The sequence below is a fragment of the Salinicola salarius genome (genome assembly GCF_003206135.1).
In the GTDB taxonomy this organism is placed as follows: Bacteria; Pseudomonadota; Gammaproteobacteria; order Pseudomonadales; family Halomonadaceae; genus Salinicola; species Salinicola salarius.
Window position 1 is genome coordinate 150,764 of the sequence record NZ_PZJT01000003.1, and the last position, 19,043, is coordinate 169,806.

18 protein-coding genes are annotated in these 19,043 nt (G+C 64.9%); 1 reads left to right on the forward strand and 17 read right to left on the reverse strand.

Annotation, left to right across the window (positions count from 1 at the left end; all coding sequences use genetic code 11):
• Positions 1 to 68: 68 nt before the first annotated feature.
• From DOM32_RS03970 to nrdR, 8 genes are all read right to left on the reverse strand, one after another.
• Positions 69 to 1,394 (reverse strand): DUF945 family protein, encoded by a 1,326-nt coding sequence (locus DOM32_RS03970; protein WP_110631488.1) that lies wholly within the window; start codon positions 1,392 to 1,394, stop codon positions 69 to 71.
• Positions 1,395 to 1,579: 185 nt separating this feature from the next.
• Positions 1,580 to 2,053 carry a phosphatidylglycerophosphatase A family protein gene (locus DOM32_RS03975; RefSeq protein WP_071232544.1) on the reverse strand — a complete coding sequence of 158 codons (474 nt, stop codon included), beginning with the start codon at positions 2,051 to 2,053 and terminating at the stop codon, positions 1,580 to 1,582.
• A complete protein-coding gene (gene thiL, locus DOM32_RS03980; RefSeq protein ID WP_110631491.1) occupies positions 2,050 to 3,021 on the reverse strand; it encodes a thiamine-phosphate kinase in 972 nt (323 codons plus the stop codon). The genes DOM32_RS03975 and thiL overlap by 4 nt, the downstream gene beginning before the upstream one ends.
• 1 nt (position 3,022) lies before the next feature.
• Entirely contained in the window at positions 3,023 to 3,523 is a 501-nt protein-coding gene (gene nusB / locus DOM32_RS03985; RefSeq protein ID WP_071232542.1) for a transcription antitermination factor NusB, read from the reverse strand.
• The gene (ribH, locus tag DOM32_RS03990; protein ID WP_071232541.1) at positions 3,520 to 4,002 is read right to left on the reverse strand and encodes a 6,7-dimethyl-8-ribityllumazine synthase; all 483 of its coding nucleotides are present in this window, start codon (positions 4,000 to 4,002) and stop codon (positions 3,520 to 3,522) included. The genes nusB and ribH overlap by 4 nt, the downstream gene beginning before the upstream one ends.
• A gap of 186 nt (positions 4,003 to 4,188) precedes the next feature.
• A complete protein-coding gene (gene ribBA, locus DOM32_RS03995; RefSeq protein ID WP_110631494.1) occupies positions 4,189 to 5,322 on the reverse strand; it encodes a bifunctional 3,4-dihydroxy-2-butanone-4-phosphate synthase/GTP cyclohydrolase II in 1,134 nt (377 codons plus the stop codon).
• A 157-nt stretch (positions 5,323 to 5,479) separates the two neighbouring features.
• Complete coding sequence (ribD, locus tag DOM32_RS04000) at positions 5,480 to 6,604, reverse strand: bifunctional diaminohydroxyphosphoribosylaminopyrimidine deaminase/5-amino-6-(5-phosphoribosylamino)uracil reductase RibD (protein ID WP_244179796.1); 1,125 nt, start codon at positions 6,602 to 6,604, stop codon at positions 5,480 to 5,482.
• A gap of 149 nt (positions 6,605 to 6,753) precedes the next feature.
• Entirely contained in the window at positions 6,754 to 7,242 is a 489-nt protein-coding gene (nrdR, locus tag DOM32_RS04005; protein ID WP_071232539.1) for a transcriptional regulator NrdR, read from the reverse strand.
• Between the two features lie 270 nt (positions 7,243 to 7,512).
• On the opposite strand from nrdR, the gene DOM32_RS04010 reads away from it, so the two are divergent.
• Positions 7,513 to 9,378, forward strand: coding sequence for a sugar phosphorylase (locus tag DOM32_RS04010; RefSeq protein ID WP_110631500.1), 1,866 nt, complete (start codon positions 7,513 to 7,515; stop codon positions 9,376 to 9,378).
• Positions 9,379 to 9,489: 111 nt separating this feature from the next.
• On the opposite strand, the gene DOM32_RS04015 is transcribed toward DOM32_RS04010, so the two are convergent.
• The 9 genes from DOM32_RS04015 to DOM32_RS04055 form a co-directional block, all read right to left on the reverse strand.
• Positions 9,490 to 10,710: a glycosyltransferase family protein gene (locus DOM32_RS04015; RefSeq protein WP_071232538.1), complete on the reverse strand. Its 1,221-nt coding sequence runs from the start codon at positions 10,708 to 10,710 to the stop codon at positions 9,490 to 9,492.
• A gap of 160 nt (positions 10,711 to 10,870) precedes the next feature.
• Positions 10,871 to 11,716 carry an HAD-IIB family hydrolase gene (locus DOM32_RS04020; RefSeq protein WP_110631503.1) on the reverse strand — a complete coding sequence of 282 codons (846 nt, stop codon included), beginning with the start codon at positions 11,714 to 11,716 and terminating at the stop codon, positions 10,871 to 10,873.
• A gap of 196 nt (positions 11,717 to 11,912) precedes the next feature.
• Positions 11,913 to 12,872 (reverse strand): 2-dehydro-3-deoxygalactonokinase, encoded by a 960-nt coding sequence (locus tag DOM32_RS04025; RefSeq protein WP_110631506.1) that lies wholly within the window; start codon positions 12,870 to 12,872, stop codon positions 11,913 to 11,915.
• The gene (locus DOM32_RS04030; protein ID WP_110631509.1) at positions 12,869 to 13,555 is read right to left on the reverse strand and encodes a 2-dehydro-3-deoxy-6-phosphogalactonate aldolase; all 687 of its coding nucleotides are present in this window, start codon (positions 13,553 to 13,555) and stop codon (positions 12,869 to 12,871) included. The genes DOM32_RS04025 and DOM32_RS04030 overlap by 4 nt, the downstream gene beginning before the upstream one ends.
• Before the next feature lie 277 nt (positions 13,556 to 13,832).
• On the reverse strand, positions 13,833 to 14,981 hold the full coding sequence (gene dgoD / locus DOM32_RS04035) for a galactonate dehydratase (RefSeq protein ID WP_071232536.1): 1,149 nt from the start codon (positions 14,979 to 14,981) through the stop codon (positions 13,833 to 13,835).
• 102 nt (positions 14,982 to 15,083) lie between these two features.
• Positions 15,084 to 16,388 carry a TRAP transporter large permease gene (locus DOM32_RS04040; RefSeq protein WP_071232535.1) on the reverse strand — a complete coding sequence of 435 codons (1,305 nt, stop codon included), beginning with the start codon at positions 16,386 to 16,388 and terminating at the stop codon, positions 15,084 to 15,086.
• Positions 16,388 to 17,023, reverse strand: a complete 636-nt coding sequence (locus DOM32_RS04045; protein WP_071232534.1) for a TRAP transporter small permease subunit — start codon at positions 17,021 to 17,023, stop codon at positions 16,388 to 16,390. Before DOM32_RS04045 ends, DOM32_RS04040 begins: the two co-directional genes overlap by 1 nt.
• Before the next feature lie 78 nt (positions 17,024 to 17,101).
• On the reverse strand, positions 17,102 to 18,121 hold the full coding sequence (locus DOM32_RS04050) for a TRAP transporter substrate-binding protein (RefSeq protein ID WP_110631511.1): 1,020 nt from the start codon (positions 18,119 to 18,121) through the stop codon (positions 17,102 to 17,104).
• A gap of 22 nt (positions 18,122 to 18,143) precedes the next feature.
• Complete coding sequence (locus DOM32_RS04055) at positions 18,144 to 18,923, reverse strand: FadR/GntR family transcriptional regulator (RefSeq protein WP_071232532.1); 780 nt, start codon at positions 18,921 to 18,923, stop codon at positions 18,144 to 18,146.
• Positions 18,924 to 19,043: the final 120 nt, after the last annotated feature.

Here is a 19,043-nt window from a genome sequence, read left to right on the forward strand (position 1 = left end):
GATGAAGGGAGATTGGTTCAGAAAACCGTGCCAGGCGCGAGAGCCTGGCACGGCCGGACCTTCGGATATCAGCCCGGATCGGCCAGCAGCGGCACCAGCGGTATCTGCTGGCCATTGATGTCGAGCACGCCATCCGTCAGTTCGAGCTGCAGAGGGTCGCTGGTCAACGGCAGGCCCAGGAACATCATCAATAGCGCCGGCGCACCCTCCAGGGTCAGCCGCCCTTCCAGCCGCCGAACGACTTCGCGCTGGAGCGTATCGGCCGCCATCGTATCGAGATTCCAGCCTTCGATGCCCGCGCCGTCGACGCCGAGCTCGCCACTGCCGCGCATGTTCATGCCCAGCACAGGGCTATTGGCGGTCAGGCTATCCAGCGAAAGATGCGGCGAGCCCGCCAGCAGCGCCTGGATCGACGGCTGCAAGGGCTGCAGCGCTGCCCGGATCCTGGCGTCGTCCTCGCTATCGATGGCAGTCTGGATATCGGCCAGATGCTCGTCCAGCGCCGCTACCAGCGCTCGGTAGGCGTCGCCATCGACATGGTCCAGCGTCAGCGCGAAGCCGCCGTCGAAGATCGACTGGTCCTGTACCTGGGTCTCGCCCACGTTCGCCTGCAGCTGCATCACCAGCCGCTCGGCGTCGAGGTTGGCTTCCACGGCGTAGCGGAGATCCCGGGTGACCACGCTCGGATTGCCCTCGGGCGTGACCGTGGTGGTCGGGATGTTCAGCGACATCGCCTGCCTGAAAGCCAGGTCGTCGCCTTCGAACGTGCCGGACAGCGTGGTCCCTTCGATCAGGATATCGGTCTGGTTATCGGCCATTCGCAGTCGCGGCGCGTCTCCCTGAACGGTGACCTTGCCGTCGGCCTGCTCGAGATCGAGCGTCATGCCGTCGAAATCCAGCTGCATGTCGCGGGCCGTGGTGATCTCTCCAGCCGGGTCCTGCGTCGGCACGCTGACGGTCTGCGAGAAGCCCGGCAACGTGAAGTGCGCTTCCAGCTTCTGCTCGCGGGTCAGGAAACGTCCGGTCCAGGTCATCGGGCCTTTGCTCGCGAGCACATCGCCGAACAGCGTCTCGCCGCCACTCCCCCGCACCTGCGCTTCACCGTTCAGCGTCGTCTCGAGCAGGCCGTGCCCCGCCTGATACGGCACCTCGACGACGACCGGGTCGGCATTCCGGGCCACCGCCACGTAACGCGCTTCGATGCGGCCGCTGGAATGGAACCAGCCGCTGTCGACGTCATCGCGCATGACCTGCCAATCGGGACTGGCATCGAGCCGCGTGACCAGCTTTTCGATCTCGCTATCGAAGCGCTGGCTCGAATAAGCCTGAGCGCCCAGATAGCCGCCCCCCGCCAACACGATCACCACCGCCCCGGCGATCAATCCTTTACGCATGTGTTGCTCCTGACGCTGAAATTAGACGCTGTCCGGAAGTCGACGAGCAAAGGCCAGTCCCAGGCCCGCTCCCTACGGGCCAACGCACTTCCCGCATGCCTGTGGATCGCAAGGCAAAAGCCAACGAATAGAGAGAAGTTTACGGGATACTAATGGGCCGTGGCTCGTGGCTCGTGGCTCGTGGCTCAATGCAGCCAGAACCACAGATGCATCGTGCTCCAGGCGTACACCCCGGCGAGGATATCGTCGAACATGATGCCGATGCCCCCGGCGACCCGGCGGTCGACCCAGCGAATCGGCCAGGGCTTGAGGATGTCGAAGACGCGGAATACCACGAAGCCCCACAGCGCGGCCTCCCAGGAGAACGGCACTGCCGCCATGGTCAGCCAGTAGCCGACGAATTCGTCCCAGACGATCCCGGAATGGTCGTGGACGCCGAGATCGCGGGAGGTCGTCTCGCAGAGCCAGATGCCGACCAGCGTCGCCACGCCCAGCAGCCCCATGTAGATCGTCAGCGGCAGCCCCGACAGCAGCCAGTAGAACGGGATCGCGGCCAGGGTACCGAAGGTCCCCGGCGCAAACGGCACGGCGCCGCTGCCCAGCCCGAACGCCAGGAAATGCGTCGGCCGACGCCATACACTCGTGGGCGCCCGGTTCATGAGGCGGTCTCCGGAAAGTGGTCCCACCCGCTGCGCTCGAGGTAGCGCGGAGGAATGCCCTGAATGCCTTCGCCCTCGATGATCCGCCCGATCGGCGTCAGCGGCAGATGTAGCGGAGCCAGGCGGCGCTGGGCTTCGGCAAGATCCGACTCCGCCAGCGTCACCAGCAGTTCATAGTCGTCACCGCCGTTGAGCACCCGCCCCCGGATCTCGTCCAGTTCGAGCGTCGCGCGCAGCGGTGTCGCCAGCGGCAACGACTCGAGATCAAGACGCGCCCCCACGCCGGAGGCCACCAGCACGTGCTGCAGGTCCGCCAGCAGGCCATCGGAAACATCGATCGCGCTACTGGCCAGCCCTCTCAGCGCTTCTCCCGCCGCCAGGCGCGGTTCGGGGCGAAGATAGGCCTCGAGCAGCGGATGCCCCGCCTCGCGTTCGCCCTGCTGCCAGCGCGCCAGCCCCGTGATCGCCCGCCCCGGATAGCCGGTTACCGCGACCAGATCCCCCGCCCGCGCCCCGCTGCGTCGTAACGCCTGGCCGGCCGGCAGCTCGCCATGCACCGTCACCCCGATCGTCAGCGCGCCGCGGGTCACGTCGCCGCCGACCAGCTCGCAGCCGCTGCGGGCGGCCAGTTCACGGAAGCCCTCGGCGAACGCCTCGAGCCACTCGGGGTCGGCCGTCGGCAGCGTCAGCGCCATGCAGCACCAGCGCGCCCTGGCCCCCATCGCCGCGAGATCGCTCAAGGCGACGGCCAGCGCACGGTGGCCAATGGCCGCCGGCGGCGCGTCATGGGGGAAATGGACATCGACGACGGACGTATCGACGCTGATCGCGAGCTGATGCCCCGGGGTGGGCGCAAGCACCGCACAGTCGTCGCCGTTGCCGACGACGACATCGCTCCGCTCGGCCGCCGCCGGGCGCGACAGATAGCGAGCGATCAGCTCGAATTCGCTCAACGAAGCGCGAGTCATGTCAACGACGGCGAGCAGCGACCTCGGCGCCCCGCAGCCGCGAGGCGAGCTTGTCGAGGATGCCGTTGACGTATTTATGACCATCGGTCGCGCCGAATATCTTGGCCAGCTCGACCCCCTCGTTGATGACGGCACGATAGGGTACTTCGGGCCGGCGCGACAATTCGTAGGTCCCGAGACGCAGGATCGCCAGCTCGATGCGATCCAGGTCTTCCAGGCGCCGGTCGAGCAGCGGCGCAATGGTGGCGTCCAGCTCGGCACGATGGTTGGCCGTGTTGTGCAGCAGATCATGGAATAGCGCCTTGTCGGCGATCTCCATCACCTTGTGCCAGTTTTCGTGATCCTCGAGATCGTCATCGGCGATCTGAGAGCGGAACTCGGCCTCGACGGCAGTGACCGACTTGCCGGTCATCTGCCACTGGTAGAGCCCCTGGACCGCCAGTTCGCGGGCGGCGCGACGCGACTCCTGAGCCGGCGTCGGCTGTCGTGACGGTGAACTCATGCCTCGCCTCCCAGTCGCTTGAATAGAGATACCATTTCCATGGCCGCCATGGCCGCCTCGGTGCCCTTGTTGCCCGCCTTGGTGCCGGCGCGCTCGATGGCCTGATCGATCGAATTGACCGTCAGCACCCCGTTGGCGATGGGGGTCGAGAACTCCAGCTGCAGGCTGCTCAGCGAGGAATTGCAGTTGCCCGCCACGTATTCGAAGTGCGGCGTACCGCCACGAATGACCGCACCCAGCGCGACGACCGCGTCGGGTCGGGACACCTGCAGCACGCGCTTGACCGCCAACGGCAGTTCCCAGGCGCCGGGGACATGAATCAGCTCGATGTTCTCCTCGCTGACGCCGTGGCGCATCAGGCTATCGATGGCGCCTTCCACCAGGCTATCGACGACGTGATGATTGAAACGGCCCACGACGATGGCATAGCGGCCATCGACATCGGTGAACTGGCCTTCCAGTTGAGCGATCGGTTGCATTATCGGGTTCCGGATACACTGCGCCAGAGTCGTCACGAATACGAATCTGGACGCGAAAAAACAGTCTGATTGGCCGGCGCCAGAACCTAGGGCCTAGCGCGCGAAGCCGGCCATCTTACCATGGCCGCGCGGCCTTACCATGCTCGCGACGGTTCCGGCTCGCGACAGTCGGGGCTCGAATCCCGCTCAGGCGTCGCCGCTGACCAGCTCGACCACCTCCAGATCGAAACCGGAGAGCGCCGAGAAACGCCACGGCGAACTCAGCAGACGCATCTTGCCGACGCCGAGCTGGCGCAGGATCTGCGCCCCGGTGCCGATCGACAGGAAGTTCCCCGATCCGTCGGCGGCGCTGGAACGCGGCGCCGGGCGATGCCCCAGCAGGACATCGAGCTGCTGCTTGAAATCCCCGTGGGGGCGCGTCTCGTCGAGCAGCACGAAGACGCCCGCCTCCGCCCGGCCGATCTCGGCCAGCGCGGTGTGAGCCGTCCAGTGGCTTTCCGCGCGACACAGCGCGAGCAGGTCGCGCAGCGTGTCGCCGCCATGCACGCGCACCGTCGTCGGCGTGGCGTGTTCGGGCTCGCCCTTTACCAGCGCCAGATGGTGCCGATCCTGAATGGTGTCGTGGAAGACATGCAGGGTCATCTCGCCGAACGCGGTCTGCACCGGCGTCTGCTCGATCGCCTCGACGGTACGCTCGTTGAGCATGCGATAGTGAATCAGGTCGGCGATGGTGCCGATCTTGATGTCATGCTCGGCGGCGAAGCGTTCGAGTTCCGGCCGGCGCGCCATGCTGCCGTCCTCGTTCATGATCTCGCAGATCACGCCGGTGGCCTCGAAGCCGGCCATGGCGGCCAGGTCGCAGGCCGCCTCGGTGTGGCCGGCACGACGCAGGACGCCACCCGGCTCCGCCATCAGCGGGAAGATATGACCGGGCTGGACGATATCTTCCGGTCGCGCCCCACGCGCCGCCGCGGCACGCACCGTGAGCGCGCGATCCGCCGCGGAGATCCCGGTGGTGACGCCGGTGGCCGCCTCGATCGACACGGTGAACTTGGTGCCGTAGCCGGAGCCGTTGTCGCTGACCATCAGCGGCAGCTGCAGCTGCTGACAGCGCGCCTTCGACATCGGCTGGCAGATTAGCCCGCGAGCGTGACGCGCCATGAAATTGATATGGTCGGCCTCGACACACTCGGCCGCCATGATGATATCGCCTTCGTTCTCGCGGTCCTCGTCATCCATGAGGATGACCATCCTGCCTTGCCGAATCTCTTCGACCAGGACCTCGATACTGGCCAGCTGGTTCGATTGCGTTGTCGTCATTGCTGATTCATCCACGGAAACCGCCATCTGCTGAAACCATCGTTCAACGAGGCCAGAGAGGCTCGATGCGGCACAGCCTACCTGTCGCGGGACACGGACGCTACTGTCGGATGACAGCGACACGTCCCAGCCATTTCGGTGTGCGCGGCCTGTCCGCTCACCTCAGCTCGCCTCGATCGGACGCCCTGACGGGTCGTGCCGAAATATGCCAATCCTCGCCCACCGCGCGGATATCGTCGATCTCCAGCCGCCGCTGCTGACTCATCGATACCAATCCCGGCAGGGCGAAGAGCGGCCGCGCCTCGCTGCCCAGCAGCGTCGGCGCCATGAACAGTTCGAGCCGATCGACGCAGTCCGACTCCAGCAAGGCCCCGGCCAGGGTGGCGCCGGTCTCGACGAGGACTTCGTTGCATGCTTCCCGCGTCGCCAGATAGCGCAGCACGCCCGCGAACTCGACGCGCCCCTCGCCATTGGCCGGCATGACGATCACCTCGGCGCCCGCCGCTTCGAGCTTGCGTCGGCGCTCGGTCATCTCCGGCTGGATCGTGAAGACCAGCGTCCGCCCCGGCTCGCTCAGACAGGCCGCCGCCAGCGGCAGCCGCAGTTGGCTGTCGAGGATCACCCGCAACGGCTGGCGCCGGGCAATCGCCTCGGCATCATCCAGCCCCAGCTGCCCGGCACGCACCGTCAGCCGGGAATCGTCGAAGATGATCGACTCCACCCCGGAGAGCACCGCGCTGGACGCGGCACGCAGACGCTGCACCTGCTGCCGCGCGGCCGGTCCGGTGATCCACTGGGATTCACCGTTGGCCATTGCCGTGCGCCCGTCGAGGCTCATCGCCATCTTCAGCGTGACCCGCGGCAGCCCGTCGCGCATGCGGCGAATGAAGCCGGGATTGAGTCGTCGCGCGTCCTCCTCGAGCAACCCGACCTCGACCTCGATGCCGGCGTCGCGCAGCATCGCGAAACCGCGCCCGGAGACCTGCGGATTGGGATCTTCCATCGCCGCGACCACCTTCGCCACGCCGGCATCGATCAGCGCCTGGCTGCAAGGGCCGGTGCGTCCGGTATGCGAGCAGGGCTCGAGGGTGACGTATGCCGTCGCGCCACGGGCGGCCTCGCCGGCCATGCGCAGCGCGTTGACCTCGGCATGCGCCTCGCCGGCGCGCGCATGGAACCCTTCACCGACGATGCGGCCCTCCTTGACCAGCACGCAGCCGACCCGCGGGTTGGGATCGCAGGTGTATTGCCCGTGCCAGGCAAGCTGAATCGCCCGCGCCATCCAGACCGCCGGAGTTGAAGACCCGGCGCGGGGGGTGTCAGGGAAATGGGAAACAGACTCGGAACGGGACTGAGGCTCGGAACGGGAAAAGGGCATGGCGGCTCGCTCGAAAAGACGGGGAGTCTGGCAACGAAAACAGCGGCGCCATCTCAGCGAGGGTCGCCGTTGTCCTCCGAAGACGCTGCCGGCTCCTGGGAAAGCCGATCGATCTCGGCACGAAACTCGTCGAGATCCTGGAAACGGCGGTAGACCGAGGCAAAACGAATGTAGGCCACGTGATCGAGACGCTGGAGGGCTTCCATTACCTCTTCCCCCACGGCACGCGCTTCGACTTCCCGATCGCCGCGTGCCCGCAGTCGCTGGCGAATACGCTCGACAGCCGCCTCGAAGGACTCCACGCTGACCGGACGCTTCTCCAGTGCCAACGCCATGCCGGCACGCATCTTCTGCTCGTCGAAGCTCTCCCGGGAGCCATCAGACTTGATGACCCGTGGCATCACCAGTTCGGCGGTTTCGTAGGTCGTGAAGCGCTCGCCGCATCCGGCGCATTGACGACGACGACGCACCTGATCCCCTTCGGCCACCAGGCGGGAGTCGGTCACCTTGGTATCATGCGTACCGCAGAAAGGGCAATGCATCGTCGGAATCTACCTGTCAGCGTGGGCGATCTGGACAACCGCCGCTATTGTTTAATGAACAGAATGAAGTACTGAACGTGAAGTACTGAACATGAAGTACTGAATGCCCCATAGAGTGTAACGGTTTGGTCAACATAGCGGAAATACGCTGAAAATCAGCAGCCGTTTTCATGTTGGCCCATCTTCTGCAAGGATATCGTGACGATCGATCACGACGAGACCTCGATACGCAGGCCACGTACGCCAACCGCTGAGACCAGGAATCCCGCCATGCCGAGCCGTGCCGCGAACTACTCCGCGCTTTCCGAAGCGGATTTCATCGAGCGCGCCAACGCGCGCCTGGAAGAGGTATACGGCCCCCGGCGCGACGAAATCATGCGCCGCCTGATGACGCTGCTGATGCACCAGCGTAGTGCATTGGATACGTCGCCGAAGCCGACATGGAGCGAGCGCGACCAGGTTCTGATCACCTACGGCGATACCATCATCGACGGCGACCGACCGCCGCTGGAAGTGCTGGACGACTTTCTCGCCACGCGTCTCAACGGCACGTTCAGCGGTCTGCATATCCTGCCGTTCTTTCCCTGGAGCAGCGACGACGGCTTCTCGGTGATCCACTATCGCGAAGTGAACCCCAGCCTCGGCGACTGGCAGGACATCCGCCGGCTGGCGTCGCGGGTCGACCTGATGGTCGATCTGGTCATCAATCATGTCTCCCGCGATTCGCTGTGGTTCACCGACTACCTCTCCGGCACGCAGCCGGGGCGCGACTACTTCATCGAGATGGACCCGGAAACGGATCTCTCCATGGTCACGCGGCCGCGCAATTCGCCGCTGCTGGTGCCGGTCTCGACGCGACGGGGCACCCGCTACCTGTGGGCGACCTTCTCCGAGGACCAGATCGATCTCAACTTCGCCAACCCGGACGTGCTGCTCGAGTTCGTCGGCATCCTGCTCTATTACGTGCAGCAGGGCGCCCGCATCATCCGTCTCGACGCGGTCACGTACCTGTGGAAGGAAGTCGGCACCAACTGCGTCCACCTGCCCCAGACCCATGCCATCGTACGGCTGCTGCGAGCGATTCTGGATTTCATGGCGCCGGGCACGCTGCTGATCACCGAGACCAACGTGCCGCATCACGAAAACATGAGCTATTTCGGTCTTGAAAGGCTGGGCCTTGAAAGGCCGGGTCTCGAAAGGCCGGGCCCCGAACGACTGGATCCCGAACGGTCGGGTCTAGAACGACAGAGCCCCGACCGTCTGGAAGACAAGCGCTCGATGCCCGACGAAGCGCACATGATCTACCAGTTCACGCTGCCGCCCCTGCTCGTGCATACCCTGACCAGCGGCGATGCCACCACCCTGAGCGACTGGGCGCGGAGCCTGCCGACGCTGCCGCCGGGCTGTACCTACTTCAACTTCACCGCCAGCCACGACGGCATCGGGGTCCGGGCGCTCGAGGGACTGCTGCCGCAGCACGAGCTGGACATCATGCTCGAACTGATGCACCGCTTCGGCGGCTACGTCAGCATGAAGACCAACCCGGACGGCAGCGATTCGCCCTACGAGATCAACATCACCTATTACGACGCCATGAAAGGCACCCGCCGAGGCGCCGATGCCTGGCAGGTAGAACGCTTCCTGTGCAGCCAGAACCTGATGCTGGCGCTGCAAGGCATTCCCGGGGTCTATATTCACAGCCTGACCGCGACGCTCAACGACCACGGCGGTGTCGAACGCAGCGGCAAGCTGCGTTCGATCAATCGTCGCCGCTGGCCCAAGGAGGAACTGGACGAGCTCATCGACAGCCGCAGCACGCCGACCCGCGAGGCGTTCACCTCGCTCAAGCGGCGGCTCAACATCCGTGCCAACGAGCCCTGCTTTCATCCCGAAGCCACCCAGCGCGTGCTCGACACCCCGCCCGGCATCTTTGCCATCGAGCGCGGCCCGCTGGCCAACGGGCGGCGTCTGCTGGCGATCTACAACATCAGCGACAAGCGCCAGCCGCTGGAGATCGCCGAGCTCTGCGAGGGCGAATGGTACGACGTGCTCAAGGATGGCAAGCGCTGGAACCCGCATCCGGAAGAACGCGATATCCTGCGCCCCTACCGCAGCCTGTGGCTGGTGCAGCCTTGACGCGTATCGGGGCGCGGTCGTGAAGGAAACGGCAACAGACCCGACGCGGGCGGTGAATCGAAACGATGGCACCGCCCGCCCAGGCTGCCGTTCGGTCGGCGGCAGCGGCGCCTACACGTCGCCGCTGTTATCCAGCTCCACCGCCTCGTAGAGCCGGTCCTGCAGGTCGGGAATGGCGGCCTGCACCCGGTTCCAGCTGGGGATAAACGGCTTGTCGCGGGGTGATTCGAAGAACGCGGCGCCGGCCTGCATGATGTTGTCGGCGAACAGCTCCACCGCTGCCTCCTCGCTGTGGCGGTCGAGCTTGAGCCCGTTCATCGCCGCGTCGTGATCGTAGGCTTCGATCAGATCCAGCGCCACGCGATAGTAGGTCGCCTTGACGGTACGGAAGCTCTCGACGCTCATCTCCACGCCGAGCGTCGCCAGCTTGCGGTACATCGCCTTGGCGATATCCATGCTCATGCGGTTCAGACCACCCGACGGATCGTCTTCCGACACCGGCTGATGCTTGTGATCGTAGGCATCGGCGATATCGACCTGGCACAGCCGCTTGGTCGAGAAGTTGCGATGCACCTCGGAAAGCACGCCGATTTCCAGCCCCCAGTCGCTGGGAATGCGAATGCCATCGAGCACGTCGGCCCGCATCGAGAACTCGCCGGAGATCGGATAGCGGAAACTGTCGAGATAGTCCAGATAAGGCAGCGGCCCGTAGATCATCTTGAACGCCCGGATCAGCGGCGTGACCATCAGCCGCGCCACGCGACCGTTGAGCTTGCCGGAGGCGATCCGTGAGTAGTAGCCCTTGCAGAACTCGTAGTGGAATCGCGGGTTCGCCACCGGATAGATCAGCCGCGCCAGCAGGCCGCGATCGTAGGTGACGATATCGCAGTCATGCAGCGCCACCGCCTCGGTCTTGCCGGAAGCGCGCACGTAACCGGAGCAATACCACACATTGCAGCCCTTGCCCGGCTCCAGCGGCGCCAGGTTTTCCCCGGCCAGTTCCTGCTGCAGCGCCTGGAGACGCGGGCCATCGTTCCACAGGATGCGGTGATGCTGCGGCAGGCGCGAGAAGAACTCGCGTGCCTTCAAGAACTGCTCGCGATCGGCGCGATCCAGGCCGATGACGATCTCGCTGAGATAAGGCACCTTGCACAGTTCGTCGACGATGTGCGAAAGCGCCGGCCCTTCCAGCTCCGAATACAGCGACGGCAGGATCAACCCCATCGGCCGGCTGCGCGAGAACTGCTTGAGATCGGTTTCCAGCGCCTCCACCGAGCGGCGGGTGAGGTTGTGGAAATTGGTAACGATACCGTTCTGATAAAAGTCACTCATGAGGAGTCCTCGTGATGTTGTCGTCCTGGCGTCAGTCCCTGACGCCTGCTATCGGACTATCCGTTCAACCTCATTCATCTCGACCCCATTCGTCTCGACCTCGTTCATCTCGACTCGATTCATCTCAACGCCATCCGTTTCAGGGCGAACCGTTCGCTTATCACCCCAGCGCTTGAGTCAACCAGTGGGATACGCCTTCCGACCACCCCGCTGGTCCCTGGGCCCGGGTCCGATAGACCTGCGGGCCTTCCAGCGGCATCGGTTGGCCGTGACTGGCGGCGATGACGACCGCCATGTCGGTGGCCGCCAGCAGCGCCAGATCGTTGGGGCCGTCGCCCAGCCCGATCGTCCGCGGGCGATAGCCGCGCAGCGCCTCGAAGCGCGCCACCAGCCAGTCCGACGCCTGGCCCTTGTCGACCGCGCCCATCACGTGCCAGAAGCGTCCGCCGCGGGTCAGGCGCAGGCCGTCGACACGCAGTGTCTCGTGCAATGCCTGCAGTTTGATGTCGTCGTCTTCCCACACCAGCGGCTCGCTGCCTTCTCGAGCCATGGCCTGCTCGGCACCGGCGGCGCTGAGGCCGGTCAGCGCCTGAACTTCGGCCAGATCCATTTCGCCCATGCGCCGAAAGCGCAGATCGTGACGTTCACGGACCACGTCCAGGCGCCGTCGGATATAGTCGACGTCCATGCTCGGCGTCTTGACCACCAGGCCATCCGGCGAGGCAGGATCGCGATCCAGCCGGGCGTGCTGCCAGGAAGGCGGCAGCCCGATCACCGCGCCGTTTTCGGCAATGAACGGGGTCTGTTCGAGCCCCAGTTCCTGGCGCAGCGCCAACAGTTCGGCGCGCGTCTTGCTGGTGGTGGGTATGACCGGAATCGCCTGCTGCTCGAGACGCGAGAGCCAGGCCGAGGCCGGCTGCCAGTCGTAGGTGTCGTGATCCAGCAGCGACCCATCGAGATCGGTAAACACCAGCAGGGGTGGCTTGTTCAGAGCCGGCTGTGTCATGGCATCACCCGCATCGATTCACCTCGTCATGTCGTACGCGATCGGCTGCTTGTCAGCAGACGTATAGGTGAAGGTAGCACGGATCATGCCAAACACGACGGCCCGGGATNNATCCCGGGCCGTCGTCATCGCTTTCGTGGTGCCGGAACGCGCAGCCATGCACCATGACGGTGCACTATCGCGTACGTGCGCGCCGTTATCGCCCGGCGTGGCGTGCAGCGACCGCCATTACCCCGGCCAGCGTGGCCCGATCGCTGTCGACCGCCTCGACACGGATGCCGGCGGCTTCCAGCGCGAGGGTATAGCTCTCGCGCAGCGAATCGGCGCCGACCAGCCGTACGGTATCGAGCCCGGGGCGAGCTTGCCGCATGGCGTGTACCTCTTCCCCGATCAGCACGCCGGAGAGGAAGCTGCCCACCTGCCCCGCTTCGAGCCCGGCATAGAGATGCCGGCTGCGCGCCTCGAACAGCGCATGCATCACGCCGCCGGGGCAACCCGCTCGGGAAACGCCCAGCCGGAACGCCGACTCGTCGAACGGCGCCTCGTCGCGGGCCGGCTCCCCCGGCAAGGTGTGGAAGCGCACGGCGTGATAGAGCTCGCCGGTCATTACCGTGGTGAACTCGGCCATCCGGCCGCCCTCGAGCCGCGCCCACTTGCTGTGGGTGCCCGGCAGGCAGCAATCGCCGCTGTCGATGCCCGCCAGCGCCAGCGCGCCGAACGCCTGGACCTCTTCGCCGCGCATCACGTCGACATGCTCCGGCGTCACCTGCTTGACGCCCGGCACGATCCAGACGTTATCGAGCCCGGGCGCGGCGACCACGTTGTCCGCCAGGTCGGCGGCCGTGGCCGGCAGCTCCAGCTGCGGCGCCTCGAACCAGCCCCGCGCCGAACCCACCATCCCGGCCAGATAGACCGGGACTTTTTCAGCGCCCGAAGCCACGCCCTCAGCCCCCGAAGCCGCGCCGCCGCCATTCCGCCAGTCGTCGGTCTGCGACGCGCAGTAGTGGGGGAATTCGCTCTGGCTCAGTGCGCGCAGGCCGGAGGCCGAACGCCGGCTGTCCAGCACCTCGCCGCTGGCCGTGTCGACCAGAAACGCCCGGAAGTTGCTGGTGCCCCAGTCGATGACGATCAGGCGATCGGGTGCCGCACCGCTCATGCGTCCGCCTCGCGTTCCAGCTGCTCCGCGTGGCTGGCGACTTCACGCAGGCGGCGCCACTCCTCGACCAGCTCGGCGGCGATCCGGCCCACCTCTTCGGCGCTGCGCCCCGGCTTGTAGAGATTGCTGCCGAAGCCAAAGCCGGCCGCGCCATGAGCATGCCATTCGCTCATGTTGCTCTTGTCGATACCGCCGACCGCCAGCACCGGCAAGCCCTTGGGCAGGATCGCGTTGATGGACTTGAAATAGCCCGTTCCCAGGTCCGCCGCCGGGAACAGCTTGAGCGCCGTCGCTCCCGCCCTGGCCGCCGCCAGCGCCTCGCTCGGCGTCATGCAGCCGATCATCGGCGCCAGGCCATGCTCGACGCCCGCCCGGATCACTTCAGGGTCGGTGTTGGGCGTGATCAGCAGCGGCGCCTCGAGCGTCGCCAGCCGCTCGGCATGAACCGGATCCAGCACCGTGCCGGCGCCGATCACCACGTCGTCCGGGCAACGCCTGGCGATCGCCGCAATGCTGTCCCATGCCCGCGGCGAATTGAGCGGAATCTCGATCAGCTTGAAGCCCGACGCCACCAGCGCATCGAACACCGCATCGATCTCTTCCGGCGTGATCCCGCGCAGAATGGCGACCAGCGGCCGCTCGCGCAGCGCCGATTCCAGGGCGAACTTGCGTGTCTCGTTCATTTCTCTCTCCTCGTTTCGGCCGGTCTAAATCGCATGATCGAGCGTAGCCCATAACACTGAACGCTCTGGCGCCAGCCAAGCCGCGCATTTCTGGGTGCTCTGCGTCGGCGAGCGACGACGGCTGAGCGCCAAGTATGGTGCGCTCGAGAGCCAGCCGAGCGAGCTGAAGCGCAAGGCGCCCGGCGCACAGAACCCGGAGCATATGGGGTATATGTGAGGAGTTCGCGCACCGGGCAACACTGCGATTCACTCGCGCAGGCGGCTATCGAGCGTGCCGTTACCATTCCGCGATCGAACCATCCTCATGCGTCCAAACTGGGTTTCTCCAGCGATGGCCGACCTTGGAACGCTCCTCGACGAAGTCCTCGTCGATCTCGACGCCAAGCCCTGGCCCCTGCGGGATCGCGCAGTACCCGTCCTCGATCGCCAGGGCGTTCTTGTCCACCAGGTAATCGAGCACGTCGTTGTCCCGATTGTAGTGGATACCCATGCTCTGCTCCTGGATGAAGGCGTTGTGATTGACCGCATCCACGTGCAGCGAGGCGGCCAGAGTCAACGGCCCCAGCGGGCAGTGCGGCGCCAGCGCCACGTCGAAGCAGGACGCCAGCGTGGCGATCTTCATGCCTTCGCTGATCCCGCCGCAGTGGGAAAGATCGGGCTGGACGATATCGACCATGCCCTCGGCGAGCAGGTCGCGGAACTGGTAGCGAGTGTGCAGTCGCTCGCCCGTGGCGATGGGATACCCCAGGCCGCTGGCGATGTGCTTGAGGCTCGGCAGGTGTTCCGGCAGCACCGGCTCTTCGACGAACATCGGATGATACGGCTCCAGCTCGCGCAGCAGCGCCTTGGCCATGGGTCGATGCACGCGGCCGTGGAAATCGATGCCGATGCCCACGTCCGGCCCTACCGCATCGCGCGCCTCGGCGACACGGGCCACCGCTTCGTCCACCTTGGCGTGGGAATCGACGATCGCCATCTCGGCGGTGCCGTTCATCTTGAAGGCGGTGAAGCCCTTGTCGACCAGCGCCTTGGCGCCGGCGCCGACATCGCTCGGCTTGTCGCCGCCGGTCCAGGCGTACATGCGCATCCTGTCACGGCAGGCGCCACCCAGCAGTTGGTGAACCGGCACGCCGAGATCGCGCCCCTTGAGATCCCACAGCGCCTGGTCGATACCGGCAATGGCGCTCATCAGGATCGGCCCGCCGCGATAGAAACCGGCACGGTACATGATGTTCCACAGATGCTCGATGCGGTGCGGATCCTGGCCGATCAGATAGTCGGACAGCTCGTGCACCGCCGCTTCGACAGTGGCTGCGCGCCCTTCGACCACGGGCTCGCCCCAGCCGTAGCAACCTTCATCGGTCTCGATCTTGAGAAACAGCCAGCGCGGCGGAACCTGCCAGGTTTTCAAACGGGTAATTTTCACGGATCACCTACACTTTTCGCTCTGGGGTTGAGTCGCTCGGCGCTCCCGGTCATGCCATGACGCCGGGAGCGCCTCGAGCGGAAGTCGGACGTCTACGACACCTTATACCAGCCACATTGCCAGATTCGGCCATACCAGCAGCAGCGCCAGCACGCAGAGCTGAATGGCGATGAACGGCAGCAGGGAAACGAAGATATCCTTCAGGCTGATCGACGGTGGCGCCACGCCCTTGAGGTAGAACGCAGCCGGCCCGAACGGCGGCGTCAGGAACGACACCTGCATGTTGACGGCAAACAGGATGCCGAACCACACCGGATCGTAACCGAGCTGAGTGACGATCGGCACGAAGATCGGCAGCGTCAGCATCGCGACGCCGATCCAGTCGAGGAACATACCCAGCACCAGCAGGATCAGCATCATCACCAGCATGATCACGATGGGCGCGACATCCAGCCCCATGATCATCTGCGAGATGAAGCGATTGCCGCCCATCAGGTTGTAGACCCCCACCAGCGCAGCAGCCCCGATGCCGATCCAGATGATCATGCCGCAGGTGCTCAGGGTCTGGTTGAGGCTGGCATGCAGCGTCTTGATCGAGAACTCGCCGCGCAGAATGATCGCCACGAACACGCCGAAGACCCCCATGGCCGCCGCTTCGGTGACCGACGCGACACCGCCGTAGATCGTGCCCAGCACCAGAAACGCGATCAGTCCGGGCACCAGGATCGCCTTGAGCGCCTGCCCCCTGGTCTTGATCTCGTTGTTCTCCCGCTCTTCTGCGGTCAGCGGCGGCCCCAGCTTCGGGTTCTTCAGGCACCGCAGCAGTACGTAGAGGATGTAGCTGCCCATCAGTACCAGGGCCGGCGTGATGGCCGCGGTGAACAGATCCGCGATCGACTGGCTGGCGATCAGGCCATAGATGATCAGCACGATCGACGGCGGCATCATCGTGCCCAGCGAGCCACCGGCACAGACCACACCGATGGAAAGATGCTTGTCATAGCCCAGGCGCAGCATCTGCGGCAGCGCCAGAATCCCCAGCAGCACGATCTCGCCGCCGATGATTCCCGACAGCGCCGCGAGAAAGAACGCCACGACCACGGTCTGGATCGCCACGCCGCCAGGCAGACGCCCGGCAAAGACCCGCATGGCGTTGAACAGATCCTTGGCGATGCCGGATCGATCCAACAGCGACGCCATCAGCACGAACATGGGCACCGCGACCAGTGAATACTCAGTAATGAAGCTGTAGACGCGACTGGTGACCAGCGGCAGCGCCATCGGCCCGAACCAGCCGAACGTGAAGCCGAGCGCCACCAGACCGGTAATGAATGCCAGCGGCAGACCGGTGATCAGGAGCGCGAAGATGGCCCCGACCAGCAGCCAGGTTCCCGTTGCGATATCCATCAGACGTTCTCCCCGCGGTCATGGTTGGCCGCCGGGCGTCGCCCGGTCACGCTCTGATAGAGATGCCACAGCGCCTGCAGCGTCATCAGCACCAGCGCCGCCAGAATCACCGTCTTCACCAGTGCCGGGAACGGCGGGTTCCACGAGGTTCCCGAACGCTCCAGACGCCAGTCCCCCATGGGGCCATGGGTCGCCGTCCAGCTCATGGTGAAGGCGGCATAGCTCATGCCGAGACAAAAGCCCAGCGTGACCAGATCATTGAAGACATCCAGAGCGCGCTTCAGGCGCGGGCCGGCGATGTCGTACAGCACGCGAACGCGAATGTGGCGATTGCTCGCCATCGCGACGGGGCCACCGACCGCAAAGGTCAGCGCCACCAGCATCACTACGGATTCATGCACCCAGGAGGTCGGCGAATCGAAGCCGTAACGCATGATCACTTCGAACACGCTGATCGCCATGGCGATGAAGACCAGCCAGGCGGCATAACGGCCGCCCCGACGCACCCAGCGGTCCAGCGGCGTACGGATCTCGTCGTTGCTTTCCTCTTCCGGAACCTGGTTCTGAATCGGTTCCGGCGGCCCTTCCTGCACCGGCATCGTGACCTCGTCCGTATTACGGGTCGGTTGTGTCATCGTGGGTTTTCCTCGAACGCCAGCCGAACATCGCCGCGCCGGGTCGACCCGGCGCGGCGATGACGGATGCCGGCGTTGTTACATCAGGTTGTTGTCTTGCAGGTAGCCCACGACCGAGTCGTAGAATTCCTGAGTGACGTCGTTGCGGCCGGCCCAGTCTTTCCACTCTTCCTGAGCGATGTGACGGAACTTGGCACGCTCTTCATTGGACATGTCGACGAGGTGGATATTGGGGTCCTTGCGCGCTTCGCTCACGGCCTCGAGATCCAGCGTCTTCAGCTTGGCGACCATTTCGTAGGCCATCTGATCGACCGAGACTTCCAGAATCGACTTGAGATCGTCCGGCAGACCATCCCAGATCTGCTTGTTGAGCGAAACGGCGACCATCGGCAGCGAGTGGAAGCCCGGATAGTTGGGATAGTTGGCGAACTCGTACAGGCCCTGGGCGTAGTTGGTCGCGAAGACCGTGTAGTCCGCCGCGTCGATCACCCCTTTTTCCAGCGAGGTATACACTTCCGAGCCCGGCAGGTTGACCGGCGTCGCCCCCGCCTTTTCGAAGATGTTGTAGACCATACCTTCCGGCGCGCGCACCTTGAGGCCTTTCAGGTCTTCGACCTTCTCGATCGGGCGCGAGCTCGGGAAGGATTCCAGCCCGGTCGCCGCGGCACCGATCAGGTGAACACCATAGGGCTCGACCAGCTCGTTGTAGATCTGCTCGCCGCCGTGATATTTCATGTAGTCGAGGAACTGGTACGGATCGCTCCAGGCACCGACCAGATTACCGATCATGCCGAAGGCCGGATCCTGGCCCGAGAAGTAGCTGGGGTCGGTCAGGTGCCCCTGCAGAATGCCGGAACTCACCGCCTGCAGGGTCTGGTTGGCCTGCACCACGGCATTGACCGGCAGGATCTCGATGGCGATACGCCCGTTCGACATCTTCTCGACGTTCTCGGCCCATTCCTTCTTGATCTCGAACTGCGGCTCGCCGGCGGTTTCGGACGTCTGGAAGGTCCATTCATAGTCGGCAGCCTGAGCATTGAGCGCGAACGCGCCAAGCGCAGCGATGGCCAGCCCTTGAAGTGGCATGCGTAAAGTCATTGTGAGTCTCCAGTAGCGTTTGTTATCGCTCGAATGTCGGTGGGGACAGCGTGATCGAAGGCGATCGTTGCATGATGTCCTCCATTCCCAGATCCCGGCCGGTACGTTCCAGCACCGAGAGCGCCGCCTGCTCGGCGGCTTCCGGCTGACGCAGGCGAATCGCCTCCATCATCCGAAAATGGCGCGCCATGCTGTCGTCGAGCTCATCGGCACTGTGGTTGGAACGCTCGACGATCAGGGCAATGGCGGGTCTGAGCACGTGGCTGATCTGTGCCCAGATGAGGTTGTGGGAGGCCGCGAATATCGCCTCGTGGAAGGCCACGTCGTAGTCGTCGTGGCTCTGGCCCTGCCAGCGCAGATCGGCCTGCTCGAGGGCACGGATCATGCCTTCGTAGGCGGTCTCGATGGCGAGCAGATCCGAAGCCGTGGCATGGGTCGCGGCCAGGCCGGCCACGAACGGCTCGACGGCCACGCGAAAGGCGAAGACTTCCCGCTGCAGCCGCGGATTGGGCTGGGCGTAGCGCGCCATCCAGGCGCTGACCTGCGGATCGAGCAGATGCCAGGCCGAAAGCTCGCGCACCCGTGTGCCCTGCCCGGAAACCCGCACCAGCAGGCCGACGTTGACCAGCTTCTGCAGTGCGCTGCGCACGGTGCTTCGGCTGACACCGAAGCGCTCGCAGAGGTCGATCTCCCGCGGGATCGTCTCGCCGATCGCGTACTGGCCGCTGAAGACGGCCTCGGCGAGGGCTTCGGCGATGTCCGGTCGCTGACTACGACTCGTGGCGGCCGTGGCATGACTCATGGGGATCCCGCGCTTCCTTGTAGGACTAGGTACAGGTTATGTCCGACATAGGATCAACCAAACGCCTCCGACTTGCCTTTAGACTTTGGTCGGCAAACGAGTCGCCAAATTACAAACAAA

Excerpts from the sequence above, each read along its gene's own strand:
- DOM32_RS04030 (WP_110631509.1), bottom strand. The coding sequence starts at position 13,555 with ATGAACGAGACACGCAAGTTCGCCCTGGAATCGGCGCTGCGCGAGCGG.
- DOM32_RS04045 (WP_071232534.1), bottom strand. The coding sequence starts at position 17,023 with ATGACACAACCGACCCGTAATACGGACGAGGTCACGATGCCGGTGCAG.
- DOM32_RS04055 (WP_071232532.1), bottom strand. The coding sequence starts at position 18,923 with ATGAGTCATGCCACGGCCGCCACGAGTCGTAGTCAGCGACCGGACATC.
- DOM32_RS04040 (WP_071232535.1), bottom strand. The coding sequence starts at position 16,388 with ATGGATATCGCAACGGGAACCTGGCTGCTGGTCGGGGCCATCTTCGCG.
- DOM32_RS04020 (WP_110631503.1), bottom strand. The coding sequence starts at position 11,716 with ATGACACAGCCGGCTCTGAACAAGCCACCCCTGCTGGTGTTTACCGAT.
- DOM32_RS03970 (WP_110631488.1), bottom strand. The coding sequence starts at position 1,394 with ATGCGTAAAGGATTGATCGCCGGGGCGGTGGTGATCGTGTTGGCGGGG.
- nusB (WP_071232542.1), bottom strand. The coding sequence starts at position 3,523 with ATGAGTTCACCGTCACGACAGCCGACGCCGGCTCAGGAGTCGCGTCGC.
- DOM32_RS03975 (WP_071232544.1), bottom strand. The coding sequence starts at position 2,053 with ATGAACCGGGCGCCCACGAGTGTATGGCGTCGGCCGACGCATTTCCTG.
- DOM32_RS04050 (WP_110631511.1), bottom strand. The coding sequence starts at position 18,121 with ATGACTTTACGCATGCCACTTCAAGGGCTGGCCATCGCTGCGCTTGGC.
- thiL (WP_110631491.1), bottom strand. The coding sequence starts at position 3,021 with ATGACTCGCGCTTCGTTGAGCGAATTCGAGCTGATCGCTCGCTATCTG.
- ribD (WP_244179796.1), bottom strand. The coding sequence starts at position 6,604 with ATGGCGCGGGCGATTCAGCTTGCCTGGCACGGGCAATACACCTGCGAT.
- ribH (WP_071232541.1), bottom strand. The coding sequence starts at position 4,002 with ATGCAACCGATCGCTCAACTGGAAGGCCAGTTCACCGATGTCGATGGC.
- DOM32_RS04025 (WP_110631506.1), bottom strand. The coding sequence starts at position 12,872 with ATGAGCGGTGCGGCACCCGATCGCCTGATCGTCATCGACTGGGGCACC.
- nrdR (WP_071232539.1), bottom strand. The coding sequence starts at position 7,242 with ATGCATTGCCCTTTCTGCGGTACGCATGATACCAAGGTGACCGACTCC.
- DOM32_RS04010 (WP_110631500.1), top strand. The coding sequence starts at position 7,513 with ATGCCGAGCCGTGCCGCGAACTACTCCGCGCTTTCCGAAGCGGATTTC.
- DOM32_RS04015 (WP_071232538.1), bottom strand. The coding sequence starts at position 10,710 with ATGAGTGACTTTTATCAGAACGGTATCGTTACCAATTTCCACAACCTC.
- ribBA (WP_110631494.1), bottom strand. The coding sequence starts at position 5,322 with ATGACGACAACGCAATCGAACCAGCTGGCCAGTATCGAGGTCCTGGTC.